19 protein-coding genes and 2 tRNA genes are annotated in these 19,389 nt (G+C 73.6%); 4 read left to right on the forward strand and 17 right to left on the reverse strand.

The genetic code is table 11. The features are described from left to right. Positions 1-112: 112 nt before the first annotated feature. Positions 113-1,375: an MFS transporter gene (locus ACIBAI_RS23605; RefSeq protein ID WP_399037148.1), complete on the reverse strand. Its 1,263-nt coding sequence runs from the start codon at positions 1,373-1,375 to the stop codon at positions 113-115. 206 nt (positions 1,376-1,581) lie between these two features. On the opposite strand from ACIBAI_RS23605, the gene ACIBAI_RS23610 reads away from it, so the two are divergent. After that, positions 1,582-2,160: a TetR family transcriptional regulator gene (locus ACIBAI_RS23610; RefSeq protein WP_399037149.1), complete on the forward strand. Its 579-nt coding sequence runs from the start codon at positions 1,582-1,584 to the stop codon at positions 2,158-2,160. A gap of 19 nt (positions 2,161-2,179) precedes the next feature. On the opposite strand, the gene ACIBAI_RS23615 is transcribed toward ACIBAI_RS23610, so the two are convergent. Together ACIBAI_RS23615 and ACIBAI_RS23620 are read right to left on the reverse strand one after the other, a co-directional pair. Beyond that, positions 2,180-7,099 carry a PAS domain-containing protein gene (locus ACIBAI_RS23615; protein WP_399037151.1) on the reverse strand — a complete coding sequence of 1,640 codons (4,920 nt, stop codon included), beginning with the start codon at positions 7,097-7,099 and terminating at the stop codon, positions 2,180-2,182. Between the two features lie 318 nt (positions 7,100-7,417). Beyond that, entirely contained in the window at positions 7,418-7,897 is a 480-nt protein-coding gene (locus ACIBAI_RS23620; protein WP_399037154.1) for an SSI family serine proteinase inhibitor, read from the reverse strand. A 229-nt stretch (positions 7,898-8,126) separates the two neighbouring features. Between ACIBAI_RS23620 and ACIBAI_RS23625 the strand changes: the two genes are divergently transcribed. Together ACIBAI_RS23625 and ACIBAI_RS23630 are read left to right on the forward strand one after the other, a co-directional pair. Then, positions 8,127-8,217 (forward strand) — tRNA-Ser (locus tag ACIBAI_RS23625). A 208-nt stretch (positions 8,218-8,425) separates the two neighbouring features. Then, positions 8,426-8,498: transfer RNA gene (locus ACIBAI_RS23630), tRNA-Arg, on the forward strand. A gap of 77 nt (positions 8,499-8,575) precedes the next feature. On the opposite strand, the gene xerC is transcribed toward ACIBAI_RS23630, so the two are convergent. From xerC to ACIBAI_RS23700, 14 genes are all read right to left on the reverse strand, one after another. Beyond that, the gene (gene xerC, locus ACIBAI_RS23635) at positions 8,576-9,811 is read right to left on the reverse strand and encodes a tyrosine recombinase XerC (protein WP_399037157.1); all 1,236 of its coding nucleotides are present in this window, start codon (positions 9,809-9,811) and stop codon (positions 8,576-8,578) included. Further along, positions 9,799-10,005 carry a helix-turn-helix domain-containing protein gene (locus ACIBAI_RS23640; RefSeq protein WP_399037158.1) on the reverse strand — a complete coding sequence of 69 codons (207 nt, stop codon included), beginning with the start codon at positions 10,003-10,005 and terminating at the stop codon, positions 9,799-9,801. Before ACIBAI_RS23640 ends, xerC begins: the two co-directional genes overlap by 13 nt. Then, the gene (locus ACIBAI_RS23645) at positions 9,993-11,345 is read right to left on the reverse strand and encodes a replication initiator (RefSeq protein ID WP_399037160.1); all 1,353 of its coding nucleotides are present in this window, start codon (positions 11,343-11,345) and stop codon (positions 9,993-9,995) included. The genes ACIBAI_RS23640 and ACIBAI_RS23645 overlap by 13 nt, the downstream gene beginning before the upstream one ends. Before the next feature lie 102 nt (positions 11,346-11,447). Continuing rightward, complete coding sequence (locus tag ACIBAI_RS23650) at positions 11,448-11,762, reverse strand: SpdD-like protein (RefSeq protein ID WP_399037162.1); 315 nt, start codon at positions 11,760-11,762, stop codon at positions 11,448-11,450. Positions 11,763-11,782: 20 nt separating this feature from the next. Continuing rightward, positions 11,783-11,938 carry a hypothetical protein gene (locus ACIBAI_RS23655; RefSeq protein ID WP_399037164.1) on the reverse strand — a complete coding sequence of 52 codons (156 nt, stop codon included), beginning with the start codon at positions 11,936-11,938 and terminating at the stop codon, positions 11,783-11,785. Between the two features lie 15 nt (positions 11,939-11,953). Further along, a complete protein-coding gene (locus ACIBAI_RS23660; RefSeq protein WP_344603641.1) occupies positions 11,954-12,133 on the reverse strand; it encodes a mobile element transfer protein in 180 nt (59 codons plus the stop codon). 13 nt (positions 12,134-12,146) lie between these two features. Then, the gene (locus ACIBAI_RS23665; RefSeq protein WP_399037166.1) at positions 12,147-12,857 is read right to left on the reverse strand and encodes a DUF2637 domain-containing protein; all 711 of its coding nucleotides are present in this window, start codon (positions 12,855-12,857) and stop codon (positions 12,147-12,149) included. Positions 12,858-12,881: 24 nt separating this feature from the next. Continuing rightward, on the reverse strand, positions 12,882-13,079 hold the full coding sequence (locus ACIBAI_RS23670) for a hypothetical protein (protein ID WP_399037168.1): 198 nt from the start codon (positions 13,077-13,079) through the stop codon (positions 12,882-12,884). Between the two features lie 83 nt (positions 13,080-13,162). Beyond that, positions 13,163-14,530: an FtsK/SpoIIIE domain-containing protein gene (locus ACIBAI_RS23675; RefSeq protein WP_399037170.1), complete on the reverse strand. Its 1,368-nt coding sequence runs from the start codon at positions 14,528-14,530 to the stop codon at positions 13,163-13,165. A 5-nt stretch (positions 14,531-14,535) separates the two neighbouring features. Then, complete coding sequence (locus ACIBAI_RS23680; RefSeq protein WP_385996033.1) at positions 14,536-14,883, reverse strand: hypothetical protein; 348 nt, start codon at positions 14,881-14,883, stop codon at positions 14,536-14,538. 442 nt (positions 14,884-15,325) lie between these two features. Next, positions 15,326-16,147, reverse strand: a complete 822-nt coding sequence (locus ACIBAI_RS23685) for an integrase (protein ID WP_399037172.1) — start codon at positions 16,145-16,147, stop codon at positions 15,326-15,328. After that, positions 16,144-16,995, reverse strand: coding sequence for a sigma factor-like helix-turn-helix DNA-binding protein (locus tag ACIBAI_RS23690; protein ID WP_399037174.1), 852 nt, complete (start codon positions 16,993-16,995; stop codon positions 16,144-16,146). Before ACIBAI_RS23690 ends, ACIBAI_RS23685 begins: the two co-directional genes overlap by 4 nt. Positions 16,996-17,170: 175 nt before the next feature. Then, a complete protein-coding gene (locus tag ACIBAI_RS23695) occupies positions 17,171-17,560 on the reverse strand; it encodes an ATP-binding protein (protein WP_399037175.1) in 390 nt (129 codons plus the stop codon). 96 nt (positions 17,561-17,656) lie between these two features. Further along, a complete protein-coding gene (locus tag ACIBAI_RS23700) occupies positions 17,657-18,508 on the reverse strand; it encodes a helix-turn-helix domain-containing protein (RefSeq protein ID WP_399037176.1) in 852 nt (283 codons plus the stop codon). A 124-nt stretch (positions 18,509-18,632) separates the two neighbouring features. Between ACIBAI_RS23700 and ACIBAI_RS23705 the strand changes: the two genes are divergently transcribed. Further along, the gene (locus ACIBAI_RS23705) at positions 18,633-19,145 is read left to right on the forward strand and encodes a DUF6584 family protein (RefSeq protein WP_399037178.1); all 513 of its coding nucleotides are present in this window, start codon (positions 18,633-18,635) and stop codon (positions 19,143-19,145) included. Positions 19,146-19,389: the final 244 nt, after the last annotated feature.

A 19,389-nucleotide genomic window follows, 5' to 3' on the forward strand; every position in this document is an offset into this window, starting at 1 on the left:
TCCTGGGGCCACCCGCGCTGGTCGGGGGGCCGCCCGGGCGGGCCGGGCGCGCCCCCCCCGGCGTCGGGGGCCGGGGCCGCCCCCGCCCTTCCGGCGGTCCGCGGCCCGGAGCTCACCGCCGCCGCGCGGCGGTGGCTCCCCAGCCCACCGCCAGCCACACCGCCGCCACCGCGCACACGCCGCCCCAGCCGAAGTGGCCGAAGGCCGGGCCCGCGAGGGCCGAGGCGGTGGCGCCGCCGGCGAAGCCGCTCACCACGTACGCGGTGTTGGCGGTGGCCGGGGTGGAGGTGGTGGTCAGCGCCAGGGTCTGGTTGGCGACGTGGGAGGCGACGAGCGCCGCGTGGATCGCGATCGCGGCGACGAACAGGGCCGCCATCACCTGCCCGCCCAGCCAGAACAGCGGCACGGACACGGCGGCGAGCAGATACGCGGACCGGACGACCCGGGCGGCGCCGAACCGGTCGACGAGTCCGCCGGCCAGGGGCGCCACCGCGCTGGCGGTGAGCCCGAACAGGCCGAACAGGCCGGCCGTGGCGGTGGACAGCCCGTACGGCTCCTCCGTCAGCAGCAGCGCGAGCGAGGTCCACAGGGCGCTCCAGGCGCCGAACATCCCGGCCTGCCGCAGGCACGCGCGCCACAGGTCGGGCGAGCGGCGGACCAGTCCCGGCAGGGCGGCGATGCCGGCGAACAGCGAGCCGGCGCGGTGGCGCCGTTCGGCCGGCAGGGCGGCGGCGGTCGCCAGGCCCAGGGCCAGGGTCAGTACGGCCGCGCCCGCGAACACCCACCGCCAGCCGAAGGCCTGCCCGGCCAGTCCGCCGAGCACCCGGGCCGCGACGATGCCGGTGAACAGGCCGGCGACGACGGCCGCGACATGGCGGGCGCGGCGCGCGGCGGGGGCGCGCTCGGCGACCAGCGGGACGAGCAGCTGCGGGACGACGGTCGCGGCCGAGGCGACGAACACGGCGACCGCGAGCGCGCCGGCGCCGGGGGCGGCCGCGCTGGCGGCCAGCGCGGCCGTGGTGACCAGCGTGAGGAGGGCGACCAGGCGGCGCCGGTTCGCGCTGTCGCCGAGCGGGGCGAAGAAGAGCAGGCCCACCGCGTAGCCGAACTGCGCGACCGAGGCGATCCAGGCCACCGCCGACGGCGTGGAGCCGAAGTCGCGGGCGATGAGGGAGAGCAGCGGGGCGGCGAGGTAGATGTTCGCGGCGGTGACCGCGCTGCACACGGCGAGCAGAGCGAGGAAGAGGGCGGGGGCGCGCGGCTCCCGGACCGGGGCCTGCCGGGCCCCGCGGCCGGCCCCGCGATCGGTTCCGCGGCGGGTTCCGTGATCGGTTCCGCGGGTGCTCCGGCGGGCAGCGGTCGCTTCGGGTGACATGAGCGGGAATCCTCCGGGATCTCTCGGGCTCTGCTCCTGCCGAGCCGGTTCCGCCGAGCCTGTTCCCGCCGAGTTCCTCGGCGCGGGCTCCTGGAGCCGACTCCAACAACCAACCAGTTGGTTGGATGGGGGGTGAACAGTCTGCGGCACGGATGGATTCCTAGTCAACCAAACAGTTGGTTACCTTGCGCGCTACCCTGTCCCCCATGGCAGCAAGGGACCCCGAGGCCACCAGGGCCCGGATCTTCGAGGCGGCGGTCGCCGAGTTCGCCCGGCACGGGATCGCGGGCGCCCGCATCGACCGCATCGCGACCGCGGCGAAGGCGAACAAGCAGCTGATCTACGCCTACTTCGGCAACAAGGCGGAGCTGTTCGCGATCGTCCTGGAGAAGAAGATGCTGGACCTCGCCGAAGCCGTCCCCGTCGATCCGGACGACATCGAGGGCTGGGTCGACCGGCTGATGGACTACCACGCCGCCCACCCCGAACTGCTCCGCCTCCTCTTCTGGGAGGGCCTGGAGTACGGCACCGCCGAACTGCCGCACGAGGCCGAGCGCCAGGAGCACTACGTCCGCAAGGTCGCCGCCCTCCGGGACGGCCAGGACCGGGGCGTGATCACGGACGCGATCCCGGCGCGGGACCTGATGTTCCTGCTGACCGCGCTGGCCAACTGGGCCGCGGTCGTCCCGCAGATGCGGCGCATCCTGGTCGGCGGCGAGGGCGCCGACCGCGACCGGCTGCGGGCCTCGGTGAAGGAGGCGGCCCGCCGCCTGGTCGCACGCTGACGCGGGCCGGCCGGCCCGGTCAGTTGGTCCCGATCCGCGCCAGCAGGTCGACGATCCGGGACTGCACCTCGTCGCTGGTGGACCGCTCCGCGAGGAACAGCACCGTCTCGCCCGAGGCGAGGCGCGGCAGGTCCGCCGGGTCGACGGCGGCGGTGTAGACGACGAGCGGGGTGCGGTTGAGCTGCCCGTTCGCGCGCAGCCAGTCGATGATCCCGGCGGCCCCGGCGAACCCGGCGGACCCGGCCTGGCGCCGGTGCATCTGCATCAGGTCCATCACGACCAGGTTCGGCCGGAACTGTCCCGCCAGCGTCACCGCGTCCGCGTCGCTCGCGGCCCGCGCCACCTGCATCCCGCGCCGCTCCAGCGCCGCGGTCAGCGCCAGCGCGATCTCCGTGTGCTCCTCGATCAGCAGCACGCGCGGCGGATGCTGCTCGCTGTCGCGCGGCGCCAGCGCCTTGAGCAGGACGGCTGGGTCGGCCCCGTACGCCGCGTCCCGCGACGCCTGCCCGAGTCCGGCCGTGACCAGCACCGGCACCTCGGCCGCGACCGCGGCCTGCCGCAGCGACTGCAGCGCCGTGCGGGTGATCGGCCCGGTCAGCGGGTCCACGAACAGCGCGGCGGGGAAGGCCGCGATCTGCGCGTCGACCTCCTCACGCGAGTGCACGATCACGGGCCGGTACCCGCGGTCGCTCAGCGCCTGCTGGGTGCTCACGTCCGGAGCCGGCCACACCAGCAGCCGCCGCGGGTTGTCCAGCGGCTCCGGCGGCAGCTCGTCGTCCATCGGCTGCGGCCGCGGCGGGTCGGCCACCTCGACGGCCCCGCCGGGACCGTCCAGCGGCTCGGGCCCCTCGGCGGCGTTCTCGTCCGGCGCGCCTATGGCGTACGACCGGCCGCCGCCCTCGGTCGCCTGCGCGATCCGGGGCTGGGCGGCGGGCGACGCCTGCGGCCGGCCGGCGGGCTGCTCGGCCGGCGGATGCGGCCGGGCCGCCTGCTCCGGGCGCCCGGCGGCCGGGTCGGGCGGCGTCCCCAGCTTGCGACGCCGGCCGGAACCGCCCGGCTGATGCGGGGCGGGCGTGGCCGACGGCTGCTGCGCCTGGGCCGCCTGCCGGTTGAACGGCACGCCCTGCCCCAGCGTCCGCACGCTGATCGCCCGTCCCTGGGTGGAGTTCGGATCGACCGGCGCACCGGCCTCGGCGGGCAACGGCTGCGCCACCCGCGGACCGCTCTCCGGAGGCAGCGCGGTGCCTGCGGCGGGCTGCGGGGGGCTGGGGACGGCGCCCGGCGGCGGTACGGGGGCGCCGGGCGCCGGGGCGGGGACGCCGGCGGGCGGTACGGGGCCGGGAGTGCCGGCGGGCGGTACGGGGCCGGGAGTGCCGGCGGGCGGGACCGGGCCGGCGGCGTCCTGCGGTACGGGCGTGCCCGCGCCGGAGGTGTCGCCCGCGGCGGGCCACGGTTGCGGGACCGGGATGCCCTGTCCGGAGGTGTTCTGCGCCGGAGTGCTCCGGCCAGGGGCTGCTTCCGGCGGGAGCGGCCGGCCGGCGGCGGGCTGTTCCGGCGCCGTGGGGTGGTGTGCGGGAGCGAGCCCGGGGACGCCGGCGCCCTGACCGGCGGGCGCCTGTCCCGGCACGCCCTGCTGCGGCAGCGGCTGACCGGCGGCGACGGCCTGCTGGGCGGGCAGGCCGGCCTGCGCGGACGCGTCCTGCGCGGCGGGCTGGGCGGCGACGGGCTGCGGGTGGGGCTGGGCGGCCGTCGGCTGGACCGGCCGGCCCGGAGCGGCCTGCGGGGGAACCGGCCGTCCCGCAACCGGCTGCGGCAGAACCGGCTGCCCGGGAGCGGCCGCCTGCCCGCCCTGGCCGGGAGCACCCGGCGCGGGCACGGCCGTGGCCTGCGGCGGGACCGGAACGCCCGGCGCGGGCACCGGAGCGCCCTGGGCCGCGACCGGGATCCCCTGGGCGGGGACCGGAACACCCTGGGCCGGGACCGGGGCGCCCTGCTGCGCAGCAGCCGCGCCCTGCGGCGGCACGGCCTGTACGGGGGCCCCCTGTGCGGGAACCGGCCGTGCCGGAGCCTGCGCGGGGGTCCCTTGCGCCGGCACTCCCTGCGCGGGTGCGCCGGCCGCTTCCGCCGGCTGGGCGACGGCACGGCGCCGACGTCCCGAAGGAGCGCTCGCGGGATGCGGCTGCGGCGGGGTGTGGTCGTCGGCCTGGTCGTGCGGCACGGGGTCGTGCCGGCCGTCGTCGGGCAGGGCGCCACCGGGAGCGGCGGCCCCGCCGACCGGCGCCTGACCCTGACCGGGAACCTGACCCTGACCGGGAACCTGCCCCTGACCGGGCGCACGCCCCTGACCGGGCGCACGCCCCTGACCGGGAACAGGTCCCTGCCCCTGAGCAGGCTGCTGCCCCTGCCCGGGCACCCGCCCCTGCGGCGGGACCGGAATCGGCCCGTCCACTCCCTCGGTCCCAGCCGGCGCACCCGGCGCACCCGGCGCGCCGGGCACACCGGCAGCGGCCGCGTCACCGGCGGCGGGCCCGGAGGCGACGGCCCCCTCGGCCCCCTGCTCCTCCCGGTCCGCCTCGGCCGGCGGCAGGGCGAACACCGTGCGCGGCGCCGCGTCCTGCGCGGCGGCGCGTTCGGTCGCGGCGGCCAGGGCACGCCGACGACGCCCCGTCGGCTGGGACTGCGCGGTCCCCTCCGCACCGGCCTCGCCGGCCGGCGCGGGCAGCGCGGGCGGCAGCGCCTGCTGCTCGCCGGCGGCGCGCCGGGCCCGCCGTCCGCCGGACGCGGGCACGCCCTGGGGCGGCACGGTGCCGCCCAGCCCCGTGCCCGAGGCCGCGGTCCCCGCGGCATGTTCGGCGGCCGTCACGACGGCGCCCTCGGCCACGCCCGCGCCCTCGGCGGGCCGCCCGCGCCGCCGTCCGGTGCCGCCGGACGGCTCGGCCGGTCCCTGCGCCGGCGCCGGCACCGGCGCGGGCCCGCCGGCCGCACGCCTCCGCCGCCGCCCGGTCGGCACGGCGGCCTCCCCCTCGGGGCCGCCGGGACCGGCAGGACCCTCGGGCGCACCGGACCCGCCGGGGACCTCGCTCTCCAGGAAGGCGTCGACGGACGCCCGCCGGGCCCGCCGCCCCCCGCCGGAAGCCTGCTCACCGGGGACCTGCTCACCGGGACCGGCCGCCTCGCCGCTCTCCGCGCCCGGCGCCGGGACCTCTCCCCGCGCCGGGTCCTCACCCGGTGCCGCGGCGGACGCCCCCGGGTCCTGGACCGAGGCCGCGACGGCCCCCGCCCCACCCCCGAGCGGCACTTCGAGCACGTACGCGCTCCCGCTCATGCCCGGCACCTCGTGCGTCTGGAGCACGCCGCCGTGGGCCCGGACGATCCCCCGCACGATCGGCTCGTGCACCGGGTCCCCCCCGGCGTACGGCCCGCGCACCTCGATCCGTACGACCTCGCCGCGCTGCGCCGCCGCCACCACGACGGTGTTGTCCAGGTAACCGCCCGCCGGAACGGGCGTGTTGCCGGTCGCGTCGACGCCCGCGACATCCGCGACGAGATGCGCGAGGGCGGTCGCGAGCAGCCGCGGGTCGACCTCGGCCTCGATGGGCGGCGCGTGCACGGCGAACTGCACCCGCCCGGGCCCGATGAGCTCCACGGCCCCGTCGACACCGGCGGCGACGACGGCGTCGAGCATCACCTTCGTGCGGGAGATCCCCTCGGCCCCGGCGTCGAGCCGCTGGTACCCGAGGACGTTGTCGATGAGGGTCGTGATCCGCGAGTAGCCGGCCGACAGGTAGTGCAGCACCTGGTTCGCCTCGGGCCACAGCTGCCCGGCGTCGTCCGCGGCCAGCGCGGACAGCTCGCGGCGCAGCTCCTCCAGCGGCCCGCGCAACGAGGTCCCGAGGAGGGTGAGCAGCTGCTCGTGCCGGGCGGCGAGGGCCTCGTACCGGTCCTTCTCGCGCTCCCCGAGCGCGGCGTACCGCTCCTCGCCCGCGGCGAGCTCCTCGGCGTGCCGCTCGCGCAGCTCCTCCAGTTCGGTGACGTGCCGCTGCCGCAGCGCGGTCAGTTCGGAGGCGTGCTCCTCGGCGAGCCGCTCCAGCTCCTCGGCGTGCCGCTTCTCCGCGTCCTCCTTCTCCTTGACGAGCGCGTCGTACGGCCGCCGGTCGGTGAAGGTCAGCACGGCGCCGACGAGCTGGTCGCCGTCGCGGACGGGCGCGGTCGTCAGGTCGACCGGCACCTTCTCGCCGTTCTTGGCGTACACCACCTGCCCGCGCACCCGGTGCTTGCGCCCGGAGCGCAGGGTGTCGGCGAGCGGCGACTCGGCGTACGGGAAGGGCGACCCGTCCGCGCGCGAGTGCAGGATGAGGGTGTGCAGCTCGCGTCCGCCCAGGTCGCTGGCCCGGTAGCCCAGGATCTGGGCGGCGGCCGGGTTGACCAGGACGATCCGCCCGTCCGTGTCGGTGCCGACGACGCCCTCGGCGGCGGCCCGCAGGATCATCTCGGTCTGCCGCTGCGAACGCGCCAGCTCGGCCTCGGTGTCGACGGTGCCGGACAGATCGCGCACGACGAGCATCAGCAGCTCGTCGCCGGTGTAGCCGTAACCGTCGTAGGCCTGCTGGCCGTTCTCCAGGTTCGCGCTGGTGACCTCGACGGGGAACTCGCTCCCGTCGGTCCGCCGGGCGATCATCCGGGTCGGCTTGGTGCGCGCCCGCGGATCGAGGTGGTCGGGCCGCCGCATGGACCCGGGAATGAGCTTGGAGTCGAACTGCGGGAGCAGGTCGAGCAGTCCGCGCCCGACCAGCGCGGTGCCGGGCGTCTCGAAGGCCTCGAGGGCGATGGTGTTGGCGTTGACGACGGTGCCGTTGGCGTTGACCAGTACCAACGCGTCGGGAAGAGCGTCCAGTATGGCTGCGAGGCGAGCAGCGCCTCGGGATGGCCTGCTGCTCACGAGTCGCTTCCTCCCTGTTACCGCACTTGCCGACCGCCTGGGCCATCTTGCCAACCGGCCCGCGGCGTGTCACGCGAGGGAGTCTAAGGGCACGGGCCGTGCCCGCGGCGCCGGATGAGAGGGAGGTCGCACGACGAAGTGACACAGAACATGTGACCGGGTGCCCTGACGTCGCAAGACCTTCGCGGGACCTTTACGCCTCCCCTGTCCCCGCCGCGGACGCCCCCGCGCCATCGCCGGCGCGGGCGGGCCGCGGGCCCCCGGCCCCGGCCGCCCCGCCGTCACGAGTGCCTCCCGCCGTCCCCGGCCCGCCCGTCGCTACCGCCCCGCGTACCGGACATCGGGCAGCAGCGGCACGAGCCGGTCCCAGCGGTCGATCCGGCAGCCGTCGCGGCGGTCGTACGTCGCGTCCACGGGCCGGCCGGCCCAGGTGCCGGTGACGTGCGCGGTGGCGGGCCCGCCGTACTGCAGGGTGCAGACGCCCTCCCGGGGGGCCGGGGCGAAGGCGTCCGACCCCCACCGGGTGTTCCGCTCGGCCGCGGCACAGGCGGCCCGGGGATCGGGGTGATTGCCGCCGACGGGGTGGCAGTACAGCTCGAACGTGCCGTCCGCGCCCCCGCCCGCGCCCCGGACGGTGACGGTCAGATGGTCGCGGCCCCGGTCCTCGTCGCGGACCGGCGGGGGCGCCGAGGCGCCGGGGGCGGCCCCGGCGTGGGCGGCCGGGGGCGCGGCGATCAGCGAGCCGAGGGCGGCGAGGGCGGAGGCGGCGGTGACGAGAAGACGGTTGACCTGCAACATGACCTGACTAACGCGACAGGCCCGAGGACGTTGCGCGCCCGTCGCACGGCGGCTTCACCGACCGCGCCGCCGGTGACGTCACGGGCGACACCGCCCGCGACACCCCTCGCGGAAGGACTTTGCCCTGCGGCCCGCCCGCCTAGTACCGTGGGGGGCGATTGGTGACAGCGGGCTCGCCTGTGTCATCATCGGCACGCACCAACCGCGCTGCGCGCGGGGGGCTGTGTATGGAGGCGTCGCCTAGTCCGGTCTATGGCGCCGCACTGCTAATGCGGTTTGGGCCTTAAAGCCCATCGAGGGTTCAAATCCCTCCGCCTCCGCGCACGATCCTTCGAAGCCCCGGCCCTTCCGGCCGGGGCTTCGTCGTTGCCGGGCACTCGCCTGTCTCCGTCGGCCCACTCAGGGCGTTTGCGCAGGTCACAAGGGGTGGGGCGAACGGATTTCACATCGCGGCGGCAGTCATGTAATGTTCTTCCTGTCGCCGCGAGCGGGCCGAAAGGAACGGAAGCGGCGAAGAAAAAAGAACAAGCACTCGTAGCTTAACGGATAGAGCATCTGACTACGGATCAGAAGGTTGCAGGTTCGAATCCTGCCGAGTGCACACAGGTCGAAGGCCCCGGAGCGATCCGGGGCCTTCGGCGTTTCGGGGGCGTACAGCAGCGAAGTACAGCAACCGCCTCAGCCGGTACCGCCCATGGCGTCGGACAGCTTGCCGAGCGCGGCCCGCACCTCTTCCTCGCTCGCCTCGGCGTAGACCTCCATCGTCATGGCGATCTGCGAGTGGCGCAGGATCCGCTGGGCCACCTTCGGGTGCACCTTGAGGGCGACCAGGAGCGAGCTGCACGTGTGCCGGGTGTTCCGCAGCGGGATCACACGCAGGCCGGCCCGGCGGGCCCGCAGGGCGAACATCCGGGTGAGGTTCCCCGGCTCGATGGGGGTGCCGTACTTCGTGGTGAAGACCAGGCCGCGCGTGTCCTGCCACAGCTCACCGGCCGCCTTCCGGTCCCCGTCCTGCTGCGCCCGGCGCATCCGGAGCGCCTTGAGGCACAGCGCTGGCAGCGGTAGGAAGTCGTCCGACTCCTCCGTCTTGGTCTCCCGGTGCAGGATCTCCCGCCCGGCACGCTGGATCTGGTGGTCCACGTACAGCTCACCCGCCTCGAAGTCGACCGACTTCCAGGTGAGCCCCAGGACCTCGCCCCGGCGCAGGCCGAGGCAGAGCACCAGGACCCAGGCGGCGAACAGCGGATCCTCACGGGTCAGGGCGTCGGAGAGGAACCGTCCTGCCTCGGCGACCGACCAGGGCTTGATCCGGCGGCGGCGCGGCTTGGGCACCTTCACCAGGGAGGCCACGTTCTTGCCGATCTCCTCCTCGGCCACGGCGTGGGTCAGCGCGGCCCGCAGCGTGTCCCTGGCCGCCTGGATCACCCGGCGGGACGGGTACGCCTCGCAGCACTCCCCGATCGCGCAGCACCGGCGCCGCCGCGGATCCCGCTTGGCGTCCTTGCCCTGGGCGCAGCACTGGCAGACGCCGGCCAGCTTCGTCAGCCACTCGCGGACGTCCCGCACGGTCAGCTTGTCGAGCCGCTTCGCGCCGAGGTGGGGAACGATGTAGAGCCGGACGGAGCCCTCGTACGAGACGTAGGACAGCGGGGCCAGGTTCGGTTTCACGATCGATTCGAGCCAGTACGACAGGAAGGCCGCCACCGTCCGGTGCCGGGTCTGCACGGGTCCCTTGGCGGCTTCGCCGTGCAGCCGGATCCACTTCCGGTGAACTTCGTCACGGGTCTTGCCGTAGACGTACTTCCGCTTGCGTTCGCCTTCCGGGGTGGTGACCCAGGCATACGCCGCGTAGCCGTTCTTGTACGGGTAGATCGACCCTTCGCCGTTGCCGCGCTTCCCGCTCACGCCGACCACCTCCCGGCCTCGGCGGCGCAGCGGTTCACGTACTCGTCGACCCAGGCCGGGAGGATGCGGCGGTTACGGCCGATCTTGACGGAGCGGATCTCGCCCGTGAGCACGAGCATCTTGGTCTTGGACAGGCTGAAGCCGAGCATGTCGGCGACCTCTGCCATCGTGTACCACTTCCGCTGGATGGTCACCGAGGCCATGCGACCGGTCCTCCTTCGTTCTCGGGGGTGGGCTGACGAGTGGTGGCGAGCCAGGTCTCCGCAGCGGTCAGGCCGGTGCCGGCGAAAACCCAGTGCGAGAGGACGAGGACGGCGTCCGGGTCGGGCAGCGGGTGGCCGGCCTCGGCCGCGCGTGCGCGGGCCAGGGTTTCGTTGTGGTCGGCGCGTTCCTGGCGGAGGGCGCCGAGGGTGGTGGAGTAGGCGCGGGACTTGGTGGAGAAGTGGCCGCGGAAGCCGAGCATGTGGGCCCACTTGCGCAGGCGCAGGTCTTCGAGTTCGGGCCGGGCGCCGAGGTGCCAGCAGGTGAGGATCATGCGCCGGGCGTGGTCGGTGACTCCGGAGCCGATCAGGTCGGTGATCGGGTTGCGGATGGGGCGGTCCAGGGTGCCCGCGGCCTCGGCGCCCTTGGTGGCGTACTTGGCGATGTAGGCCGCCACGGCGCGGCTGGACAGTTCCGAGGTGCCCGCGAAGTCGGCCGAGCGGATGGGACGGATGTCGAGCTGTTCGCCGAAGCGGAAGGCGTACGCGCGGCCGTCGAGGACGGGGCCGGGTGCCTCGGCGAGGCGGGCCGCGGAGCGGATCGCGTCGGTGAGCAGTTCGGTGGTGGCCCAGGCCGGCGGGGCGTCCTCGGCGCCGTCCGGGCCGTCGAGACGGATGACGGCGTGGAAGTGGACGGCGCCGCGCCGCTGGTACTCGGCGACCTTGGCGTACGAGACCTTGAGGCAGTGGCGCAGCGCCGAGCGGCTGACGCCCGCGCGGGAGGCGAGGTGCTGGCGCAGGTAGGTGGTGAAGCGGGCCCACAGGGCTCCGGCGTGCGCGTTCCACAGGACGGCCGCGCGGTAGTCGTAGCGGTCCGGGTCCAGGGGCGTGCCAAGGGCGGGGTCGTCGTCCGGGTGGAGGCGTCCGCAGCGGCACCGGCCGCCGCCGGGGCGGTTGTGGACGGGGCCGAAGGACGGGGCGGTGAAGGTGGCGAAGACCCGCGGGTGTTCGGCGACGGCCGGGCCGATGCCCTTGCCGCCGCTCAGGCCGGCGGTGATCAGGTGGAAGGTGTCCCTGCGGTAGATCTCGGCGCAGGCGGCGCACCGATTGGCGCGGCGGTTGTTGCAGCGGATGAGCAGCTGTCCGGCCGGAAGGTCGCGGTCGGCGATCTCGCGGACGATCTCACCGGTTGCGGCGTGGACGTCGAGCCGGTGGCCCTCCATCCGCACCGGTTGCTCGCAGCCGCCGAGACGCTGGATCTGGCGTGCGTAGGCGCCGAGGTCGCCGTGCCGGGCGAGCGCTGCCAGCTGGCGGAGGGCTCCGGTGGGAGCCGCAGAGCGCATGTGCGGGTTCCTCCTTGCAAGGGGCGGGCGTTCGGTGCACGCACCCAGCCTGTCCAGGGGACTAGACAGTGCGGGCAGGCCGGGTGCGATGGAGCGATGAGGTCAGCGGCGGCTGAGGACCGAGCGGATGGCGACGGCGCACACGGCCACGGACGTGGCGGTGAGGGCGACGGCGAGGAGCATGGAGACCAGGACAGCACCGACGACCAGGACCGCGGAGGCACCGCCGCCGACGAGGGCGAGCGCGGTACCGGGCGTGAGTCGGGCGGCCGGGCGGGCCGGACGGGCCGGGACCGGGGCGACGGAGGCCGGCGGCGAAGCCGGGGCGCCCGGCGTGAGGGCGGTCGGTTCGACGACGGCGGGCGGGGCGGTCAGGCCGGTGGGCTGCGGCATGGTCGGGATTTTCGGTCGGAACATGAGCGCTCTCCTTTCGCGGGTCACTCGAGGAAGCTGTCGATGACGGGGGCAAGCAGGCTGTCGGCGAGGAGGTAGCCGCCGACGAGCAGCACGGCGACGAGCCACCAGGGCGGGCGGATGAGCTTGACGCCCAGGACCCCGACGACGAGCAGGGCGAGCCAGAGGGGGACGTCCATGGCGGTGTTCTCCTGTCAGGCCGGGCAGCGGTGGGTACGGGCGGCGAGTTCGGCGGCGGCGCGGCTGTCGTACTCGGCGGAGAAGTCGCAGCGGGGCGCGGTGCAGGCGGCCAGGTGACGGTTCCGGCCGCGGTCGACGTACGAGGCGACGTTGACGGGGCCGATGCGGCGGACGTTGCGGAAGCGCCGGTGCATGGTGGTGCTCCTCTCAGAGGTAAGCGGCGACGGACGGAGTCATGGACGGGGGCAAGCCGAGCCGGGCGCGTACGGCGTCGGGGTCGGCGGGGCGGCCGGTGGCCGAGCGGTGTTCCTCGGCCAGAGCCCGGACGCGATCGACGAGGACGGGCGGCAGAACAGTGGCGGAGGCGGTCACCGGGGCCGGGGTGGTAATCGGTTCGGCGGCGGGCTCCGGAGTCGGTTCGGGGTCGGTGGAGGTCGCCGGAAGCGCCTCGCGGTCGGGTTGGTCGACGGCAGCCGGAGCAGGGCGCGGCTCCGCTTGCGTGTCCGCTGCCGAGGGGGCCGGGGTCGCCGGCGTTTCCGGGGTGTGCGGTACGTGGGCCAGCAGCGTGCCGCCGAAGAAGGCGACGGCGGGCCAGCCCGCGACCGTCACGCGGAGCCAGGCCGGTACGTCGTCCAGGTCGAGGAGCCCGGCGGTGGCGACGTTGGCGCCGAGGGACGCGGTCAGGGCCACCAGGAACCACAGCCGCGGTCCACCGGTCGCCTGTCCCGCCCGCTGCTGCTGGCGCATCCGGCGCCAGGCGGCGACCAGCAGCAGGTCGACACTCACGGGGTAGGCCCACGCCTTCCAGCCGCTCTGTCCGGCCGCCGCGGCGAGGTCGTGCAGGTGCGAGAAGGACAGGGCACCTGCGATGACGGCCTGAATGATCACGGCGTCCACGCGGACCAGGTGGGCACGCATCGGCTCGGGTTCCCTTCCGTGCGATCAGTCGGCGGACTTGAGCGCGTCGGCGCGTTCACGGGCGAGGCGGGCCGCCTCGGCGGGCGTGTGGGCGGCGATGCGCTCCAGCAGGTCCGCCTTACGGGCCATGAGCCCGGCGTACTCGGCGGAGGTGCGGTTCTGGCGGAGTGCGGCCAGGTCCGCGATGAGCGCGCTGACCTCGGCGATGGTGGGGCGTGGCATGGGGCTTCCTTCCGGTTTCAGGCATGGGAGGGGTAGGGACGTGGCGCGAGGCGGTCACGCCGGCCGTGGAGGGGGAGGTGCGGCTACTCGGTCACCGGGCGAGCGGTGGGCACGGCAGCGGTGGGAGAGGACGGCCCGACCGGTTCGGCGGTGACGACGGGCCGGAAGGAGTCAAGCCGGGACAGTTCCGGCACCAGGGAGGCGGTGTCGCGGCAGACGGCCGCCGCGTCGTCGAGGGTGAGGTGGGGCGAGCGGACGCGGGACCAGCCGCCGGAGGAGTCGCCGACGATGGCGACGCCGGGCCGTTCGGCCGGGATGGAGGTGGCGGCCAAGGCGGCTTCCGGCGCGATGTCACCGAGCGCCATGTTGGCGGAGGTCTCGTCGTTGACCCGGTGGCAGACCCGGCCGGTCAGCTGGGCGCGCAGCATGGTCGCGCCCTTGCCGAGTTCGGCGCCGAAGCGCTGCCCGCACACCTCCAGGTAGATGCCGGCCGCGCGGCCGAGCTGGGCGAGGCGGATGAGCTTGGTGACCATGGCGTCCCGCCGCTTCTCGTCCTCCTTGCTCGCGGCGAGGAAGAGTTCGGCGACCTCGTCGACGACGACCACGACCGGCACCGGCCGCACCTTCTCCGGCAGACCCCAGACGTCCGAGGTGAGCACGGCGTCCGGACCGGCCCCGCTCGTCACGCCGATCAGGCGAAACCGTGCCTCCATCTCCTCCACCAGAACGCCCAGGAGGTCGTTCGCACGGTCCGGCGTATCGGCGAGCGCCGACAACCGGGGCGCGAACGGCGTCAGTTCGACGCCCCATTTACAGTCGATGCCGACGAGCGCGACGGGTTGGCGGGCCAGTCCGCACAGCAGGTTGCGCAGGTACACGGACTTGCCGGACTGGGTGGCGCCGAGGATCAGTTCGTGCGGCACGGTACGGAAGTCCCGGACGGGCCAGTGCCCGTCTTCGCGCAGCGCCAGCGGCAGGGACAGCGGTTCGGTCCGCGGCCACCGCCGAGCAGGCCGGACGTCGGCGAGGACGTCCCAGCCGACCAGCCGCAGCTCCAGCCGCCCCGGCTTGGTGGGCCGGACGTGCACCGCGTGCGCGCCCCAGGCGTGCCGCAGCCGGTCGGCCGAGGCGGTGAAGTCCTCGGGCGCCTGCCCGGCCGCCATGCGCAGCCGCATCACGAGCCCGGACCCGGTCGGCAGCGGCAGCGACCGGCGAGGCGGTACGGGCGCCGCCTGCCGCCCCATCATCCGGGCGGTGGCCCGGCGCATGGCCGAAGCGGGAACCGTCAGGCCGCAGGCGTCCATCGTCGCCCGGTACGAGGTGAGCACCCGCAGCGCGACGACCGGATACCCGACCAGCCACCAGAACAGGACCGGCAGGCGACGGCGCACCGCGGCCAGCACGGCCACCGCCAGCAGTGCCGGCACCAGAACCCACAGGGCATCGGTCATGGCGCTCAGCCCTGCGCGGCTGCCGGGGTGCCGACCATGACGGCGTCCGCCCGGTAGGCGATGCCGTGCCGGACACGGCCGCCGAACTCGCTCTCCCAAGGCCGTGCCACCAGGCCGGACAGGAAAACCGGAGCGCCCATGACCAGGCCCTCGCCGATGCCCTTCTCGGGGACGGTGACCTTGATCATGTCCGAGCCGCCCGCGGCGATGAACACCAGCTCCAGGACCATGAGCCGGTCGTTGGTCACCGGGTCCACGGCCACCTCACCGGTCTGCCGATCCCTCACCTTGACCTCGGGCAGCTTCGTGACCAGCAGAGTGGCGGACGAAGTGTCCACGGGGATGACGCGCATGCTGTGAACCTCACTTGATCGGGCGCCCATCACGGACACCGAGCCGTTGAATACCCCCCTAGACAGCACGGGGAGGAAGTCGCCCCAACCGTCTAGGGGGGTTGACGGCTACCGTAACCCGATGCCCATCAACTGTCTAGGGGGGTATACGAAGCCAACTGTGCGGCGTACGGCAGGAAGTATGGCCGTTGACGAAGGGGGCACCTGGCTTCAGTGCAACGAGAAGGCGTTTCCTAGTGCACCGCTGACTGCTGAGGAGTCACAGTGAAGGAATCAGCACACGCCGCCATCACACTGTCGTACAAAGGGTTGAGCGTACTGCCTATCTGGGTGGTGGTCGTGGGGCTGGTGCTGCTCTGCGTCTGGATGTTCACGGTTTGGCGTCGTCGCAATCGGTCATAACGCCGGGCGGGCAAGAAGCGGGCAGCGAGGCCAAACGCGCTTACGACAACACCCAGTACAGGACAGTCGCGTCATCGTGCGCCTTGCCGCGCGGCCAGCGCCGGCCGTCGGGGTCCCCAGCCTCTGCTTCTCGAACCTGCCGGATCAACTCATCCGGCCCCGAAGAGCTGAGAACGCCCAACACACGCGCCCAGTCGGCGAGGTCAAAGCTGTCGACGAGACGCGTCACCCCGTCACTCAGCAGGGTCACGGACGCCAGCGACTCCAGTAGCACCGTTCCCGTGAGGGCGTGTTCGGCCGCCTGCGGTTCGGGGCCGGCGATCCAGAAGCCGCCCGGCCGGTTCCGGAGAGAGGTCAGAGCGTCGCGGTACTCGGCCAGGGCGGCAGCATGTTCGGGTGAGCCGGTGGGCAGTTCGTCGACCGGCGCTCGGAGCCGTTCGCCGACCTCGTCCAGGCGCTGGTCGGTGACGGCAGTCGTCTTTCCGTCCCGGTCAGCGAGGAGGAGGGTCGAGTCACCGAGGACGAGGTATTCCAGAGCTCCCCCACCGGCCCGGACCGCGACGACCGTACTGGTCGGGCTGGCCCGATAGGTCAGGTCGCAGGTGCCCTCGTGCAGCGAGCGAACGTCCCGGATCGCGTCGGCGAGGCAGTCGGTGAGCGGCCGGGCGGGGTGTGCCGTGATGCTACCGAGCAGCAGTCCGCCCAGCGTCGAGGAGAACCAGGCGACGCCGTGCGCGCAGCCGGTTTCCGCCCCGGCCACGCTGGCGCCGTCGAGGAGGACGGCCGCGCCGGGGGCGACGGCCGCGAAGTCCTCGTTCTGCTGGCCCGGTTCGGCGGGCAGTGAGCCGAGGGCGACGTTCACGCCGTCGCCTCCTCGTCGTGCAGGTAGAGGGGGCAGAGCAGTTCGACGGACTGCGGTTCGTCGGTTTCGGGGTCGTACTCGACGCTCACCAGCGTGGAGAAGTTCCGCTCCCCCACCTGCCCCCAGAGCGTGCTGAGGTCCGAGGCGAGCAGGTGGACGACGCCGAGGGAGCCCGCCGTGTGGATTCCGGCGATGGCGAGCACCGAGCCCTTGCCGTCCGGGCGCGGCAGCCTGCCCAGATATCCGACGTCGTGCGGGCGGCGCGGTTCGATGTCCGCTCCCGCCTGGTACGCCGTGCCGGTGCGCCGGTCCACCAGCGCCCACGGCTCGCCCTCCGGATGCTCCCAGGCGAGTACCGGGTCCTGGGCGTACAGATCGCTCATGGCCTGGGACATGGCCGGTCCGCAAACGACGACCAGGCCGTCACGGTTGAGGTCGATCTCACCGCTCACCAGTACGTGACCGGAGCTGACATCGAGCCCGTACGACTTCGCCAGCTCTTCCAGGCGCTTGCCGGAGTTCATGTCGGCCATGGCGACGACCGGACGCTTCTTCACGTCGTCCCACCGCAGCGGAGTCACGACCGTGACGGCGCCCCTGCCGAGGAAGGCTCCTTCGGGTGCCGGGCCGGTGTGCCGGATCTGATGAATCCGCCCGCGGCTCAGACCGGCCTTCTCGGCGATCTGCGCATAGGACAACCCTTGCGCGTGGAGGTCCTGGACCACACGGCGGCGGAGCCGGGCGAGCTCGGTCACTTCCTGCTGCGCTTCGGCCAGCCTCGCTGTGACCTCACGCAGGAGCAGATACGGATCATCGATTGCCATGATCCGCTTCAGCTCGTCCGACATGACCACACCTCCTAGAAGTACCCAGGAGTCTAGGGCCCTAGACGAAACGGGCGGCAGACGCCGTCCCGTACGACCGCCGACCACGAAGAACCGGGACCGCCGCCGGGGCACACCCCGAGGACTCACCCGTCACCGCCCACGGGGCAACCGTCGACCATCGGCGAGGGGAGCGCGATCACGCACCCTCCCAGACCAGTTCGGCCCATACGGAACGCCCGTCGGGCCAGTTCTTCACACCCCAGTCCTTGGCGCAGGAAGCGATCAGCAGCAGCCCGCGCCCGCTCTCTTCCTGGCTGGTCGCGTCGCACAGATGCGGCGCGCTTTCGCCGCCCTGGTCGACCACCTCGATGCGCACGAGACCGTCACCGAAGCCGACGATCACGAGGAACCAGCCGCCGGCCGAACCGCTCCGCGAGTGCCGTACGGCGTTGGTCGCCAGCTCGCTGACGACCAGGACGGCGTCATCGACCGGCCCTCCCTCCACGATCATGGAGGCGACGAAGTGACGGGCCTGGGCCACTTGCTCGGCCAGGCCGGGGAAGGCACGGCACCACTTGGTACGCATGGCAAGCTCCTTGTCTGCGTCTAGGGGACTAGACAGCCAGCGGCAGAGTATTCCCACGCGTGACCAACGGGCCAGGCATACAGAGGAATTATTCCTCTATGGGGTGACGATGTCCCCCAACTCGCGGAACTCCTTCATCACCCGCAACAGCAGCTCCCGCACCTCATCACCGAAGACGGCCGCCCGCTCGAAGCGACCGAACGCCTCCTCGTACGCGGCCAGCTCGGCGGAGTCGACCGACACCCGCTCACCGGTGAACGTCTCGACCACGACCGCCCGTCGGTCGCACAGCGTGAACCCGTGACGAGGCAGAAGCGGCACCGGCCGACGCCACGGGATGACCCCGAGCCGTACCGTGCTCAGGCTCTCGACAGCCAGCAGCCGGTCGAGCTGGGCGAGCATCAGCGATGGAGTCCCCGGCCAGGTACGCAACACGGCTTCCGCCAGCACGAACACCGACTCCCGTCCCGGCTCGTACAACACGCTTTGCCGCTCCACACGAGCAGCGACCGCCCGGCCGAGCGCGTCAGGAGTCGAGTTCGGCACACTCTCGAAAACATGCCGGGCGTATTCCGCGCTCTGGAGCATGGCCGGCAGGACGACGCACTGGAACGACCGCACCAGCCGAGCTGACCGCACCGCTTCATCGAGAGCAGCACCGGCCAGAGCGTCATCGTCGGACACCGGATCGAAGTCCGCGGCAGCCTCCACGGCGGCCAGGAGGTCACGCACCTCACGCACAGTCGAATCGTCCAGGCCGAGGGCGCGCGAGAGCCGATCCAGCACATCACGACTCGGAACCATGCGCCCGGTCTCGACCTTGGACACAGTGGGTTGCCCCACACCGGCCCGTTGCGCCAGCACGGCACCCGTCAGGCCGGCCTCTGCTCGAAGCCCACGAAGACGCGCGCCCAGCGCCCTCATCCGCTCCCGCCGCTCACTCCCCATGCTCAGGGTTCTACACCACCGGAGAGCGACAGCAGGGCCGTCTTACCTCGCTGAACCGGGACTGACCGCTCACCCGACAGAAAAGGAGTCGAGGCGTTCCACTGCCCCGAGCGATCATGCGTTCATGCCCCTGACAACCACCCTGGCCCGGGTCGACGCAGACCTGGCAGCCGGTCGCGTGCCCATGGCGCGGCAGCGTCTGCGCGGACTGGTCTCCTCCTTCCCCGACGACCTGATGCTCCGCCGCCGCCTGGCCGAGGTGTACCGGCTGTACGGCGAGCCCGCGGAAGCGGGACGTTGGATGTACCTCGAGGAGGACCGGGACGCGGGCGAGACCTCCGCCTTCGAAGCGAGGTACCGGACTCCTCAGGAGCGCATGAGGGCACTCGCGTGGCGCGGCCCCGAGTCACTCGCCCGCTCCAGCTTCGCCATGGAACAGCTGGCAGCAGTACGAATCTCGTGCTCCGAAGCCCTGGGACGCCCAGTGGACTGGGACTCGATCCCTTCCGCCCTGGACGACGAACCGGACGACAGGACAGGCAAGTTCAGCAGCTTCCTGGTAGGCGCCGGCTGCCTGGTGGTGTTCCTCGTGATGCTGGGGATCTGGGTGAACGGACTGATCGCCCTCTTCGACTGAGTCACCTGCTGCCAGATGTTCCGACATGCCAGTAGCGACATCGGAGCAAGAGCCGCCGGGGCAGCAGCGACTCAAGCGTGATTCAAACTTTCTCTACGGGTTCAAGGCGGCCCGCCTTCGGCGGGCCGCGGGGGGGGGGGGGCCCCCCCCCCCCCCCCCCCCCCCTCCGCCCCCCCCCCCCCGCCCCCCCCCCCCCCCCCCCCCCCCCCCCCCCCCCCGCCCCCCCCCACCCCCACCACACCCC

It is taken from the genome of Streptomyces sp. NPDC051041, from assembly GCF_044456065.1.
GTDB classification, from domain to species: Bacteria; Actinomycetota; Actinomycetes; order Streptomycetales; family Streptomycetaceae; genus Streptomyces; species Streptomyces glaucus.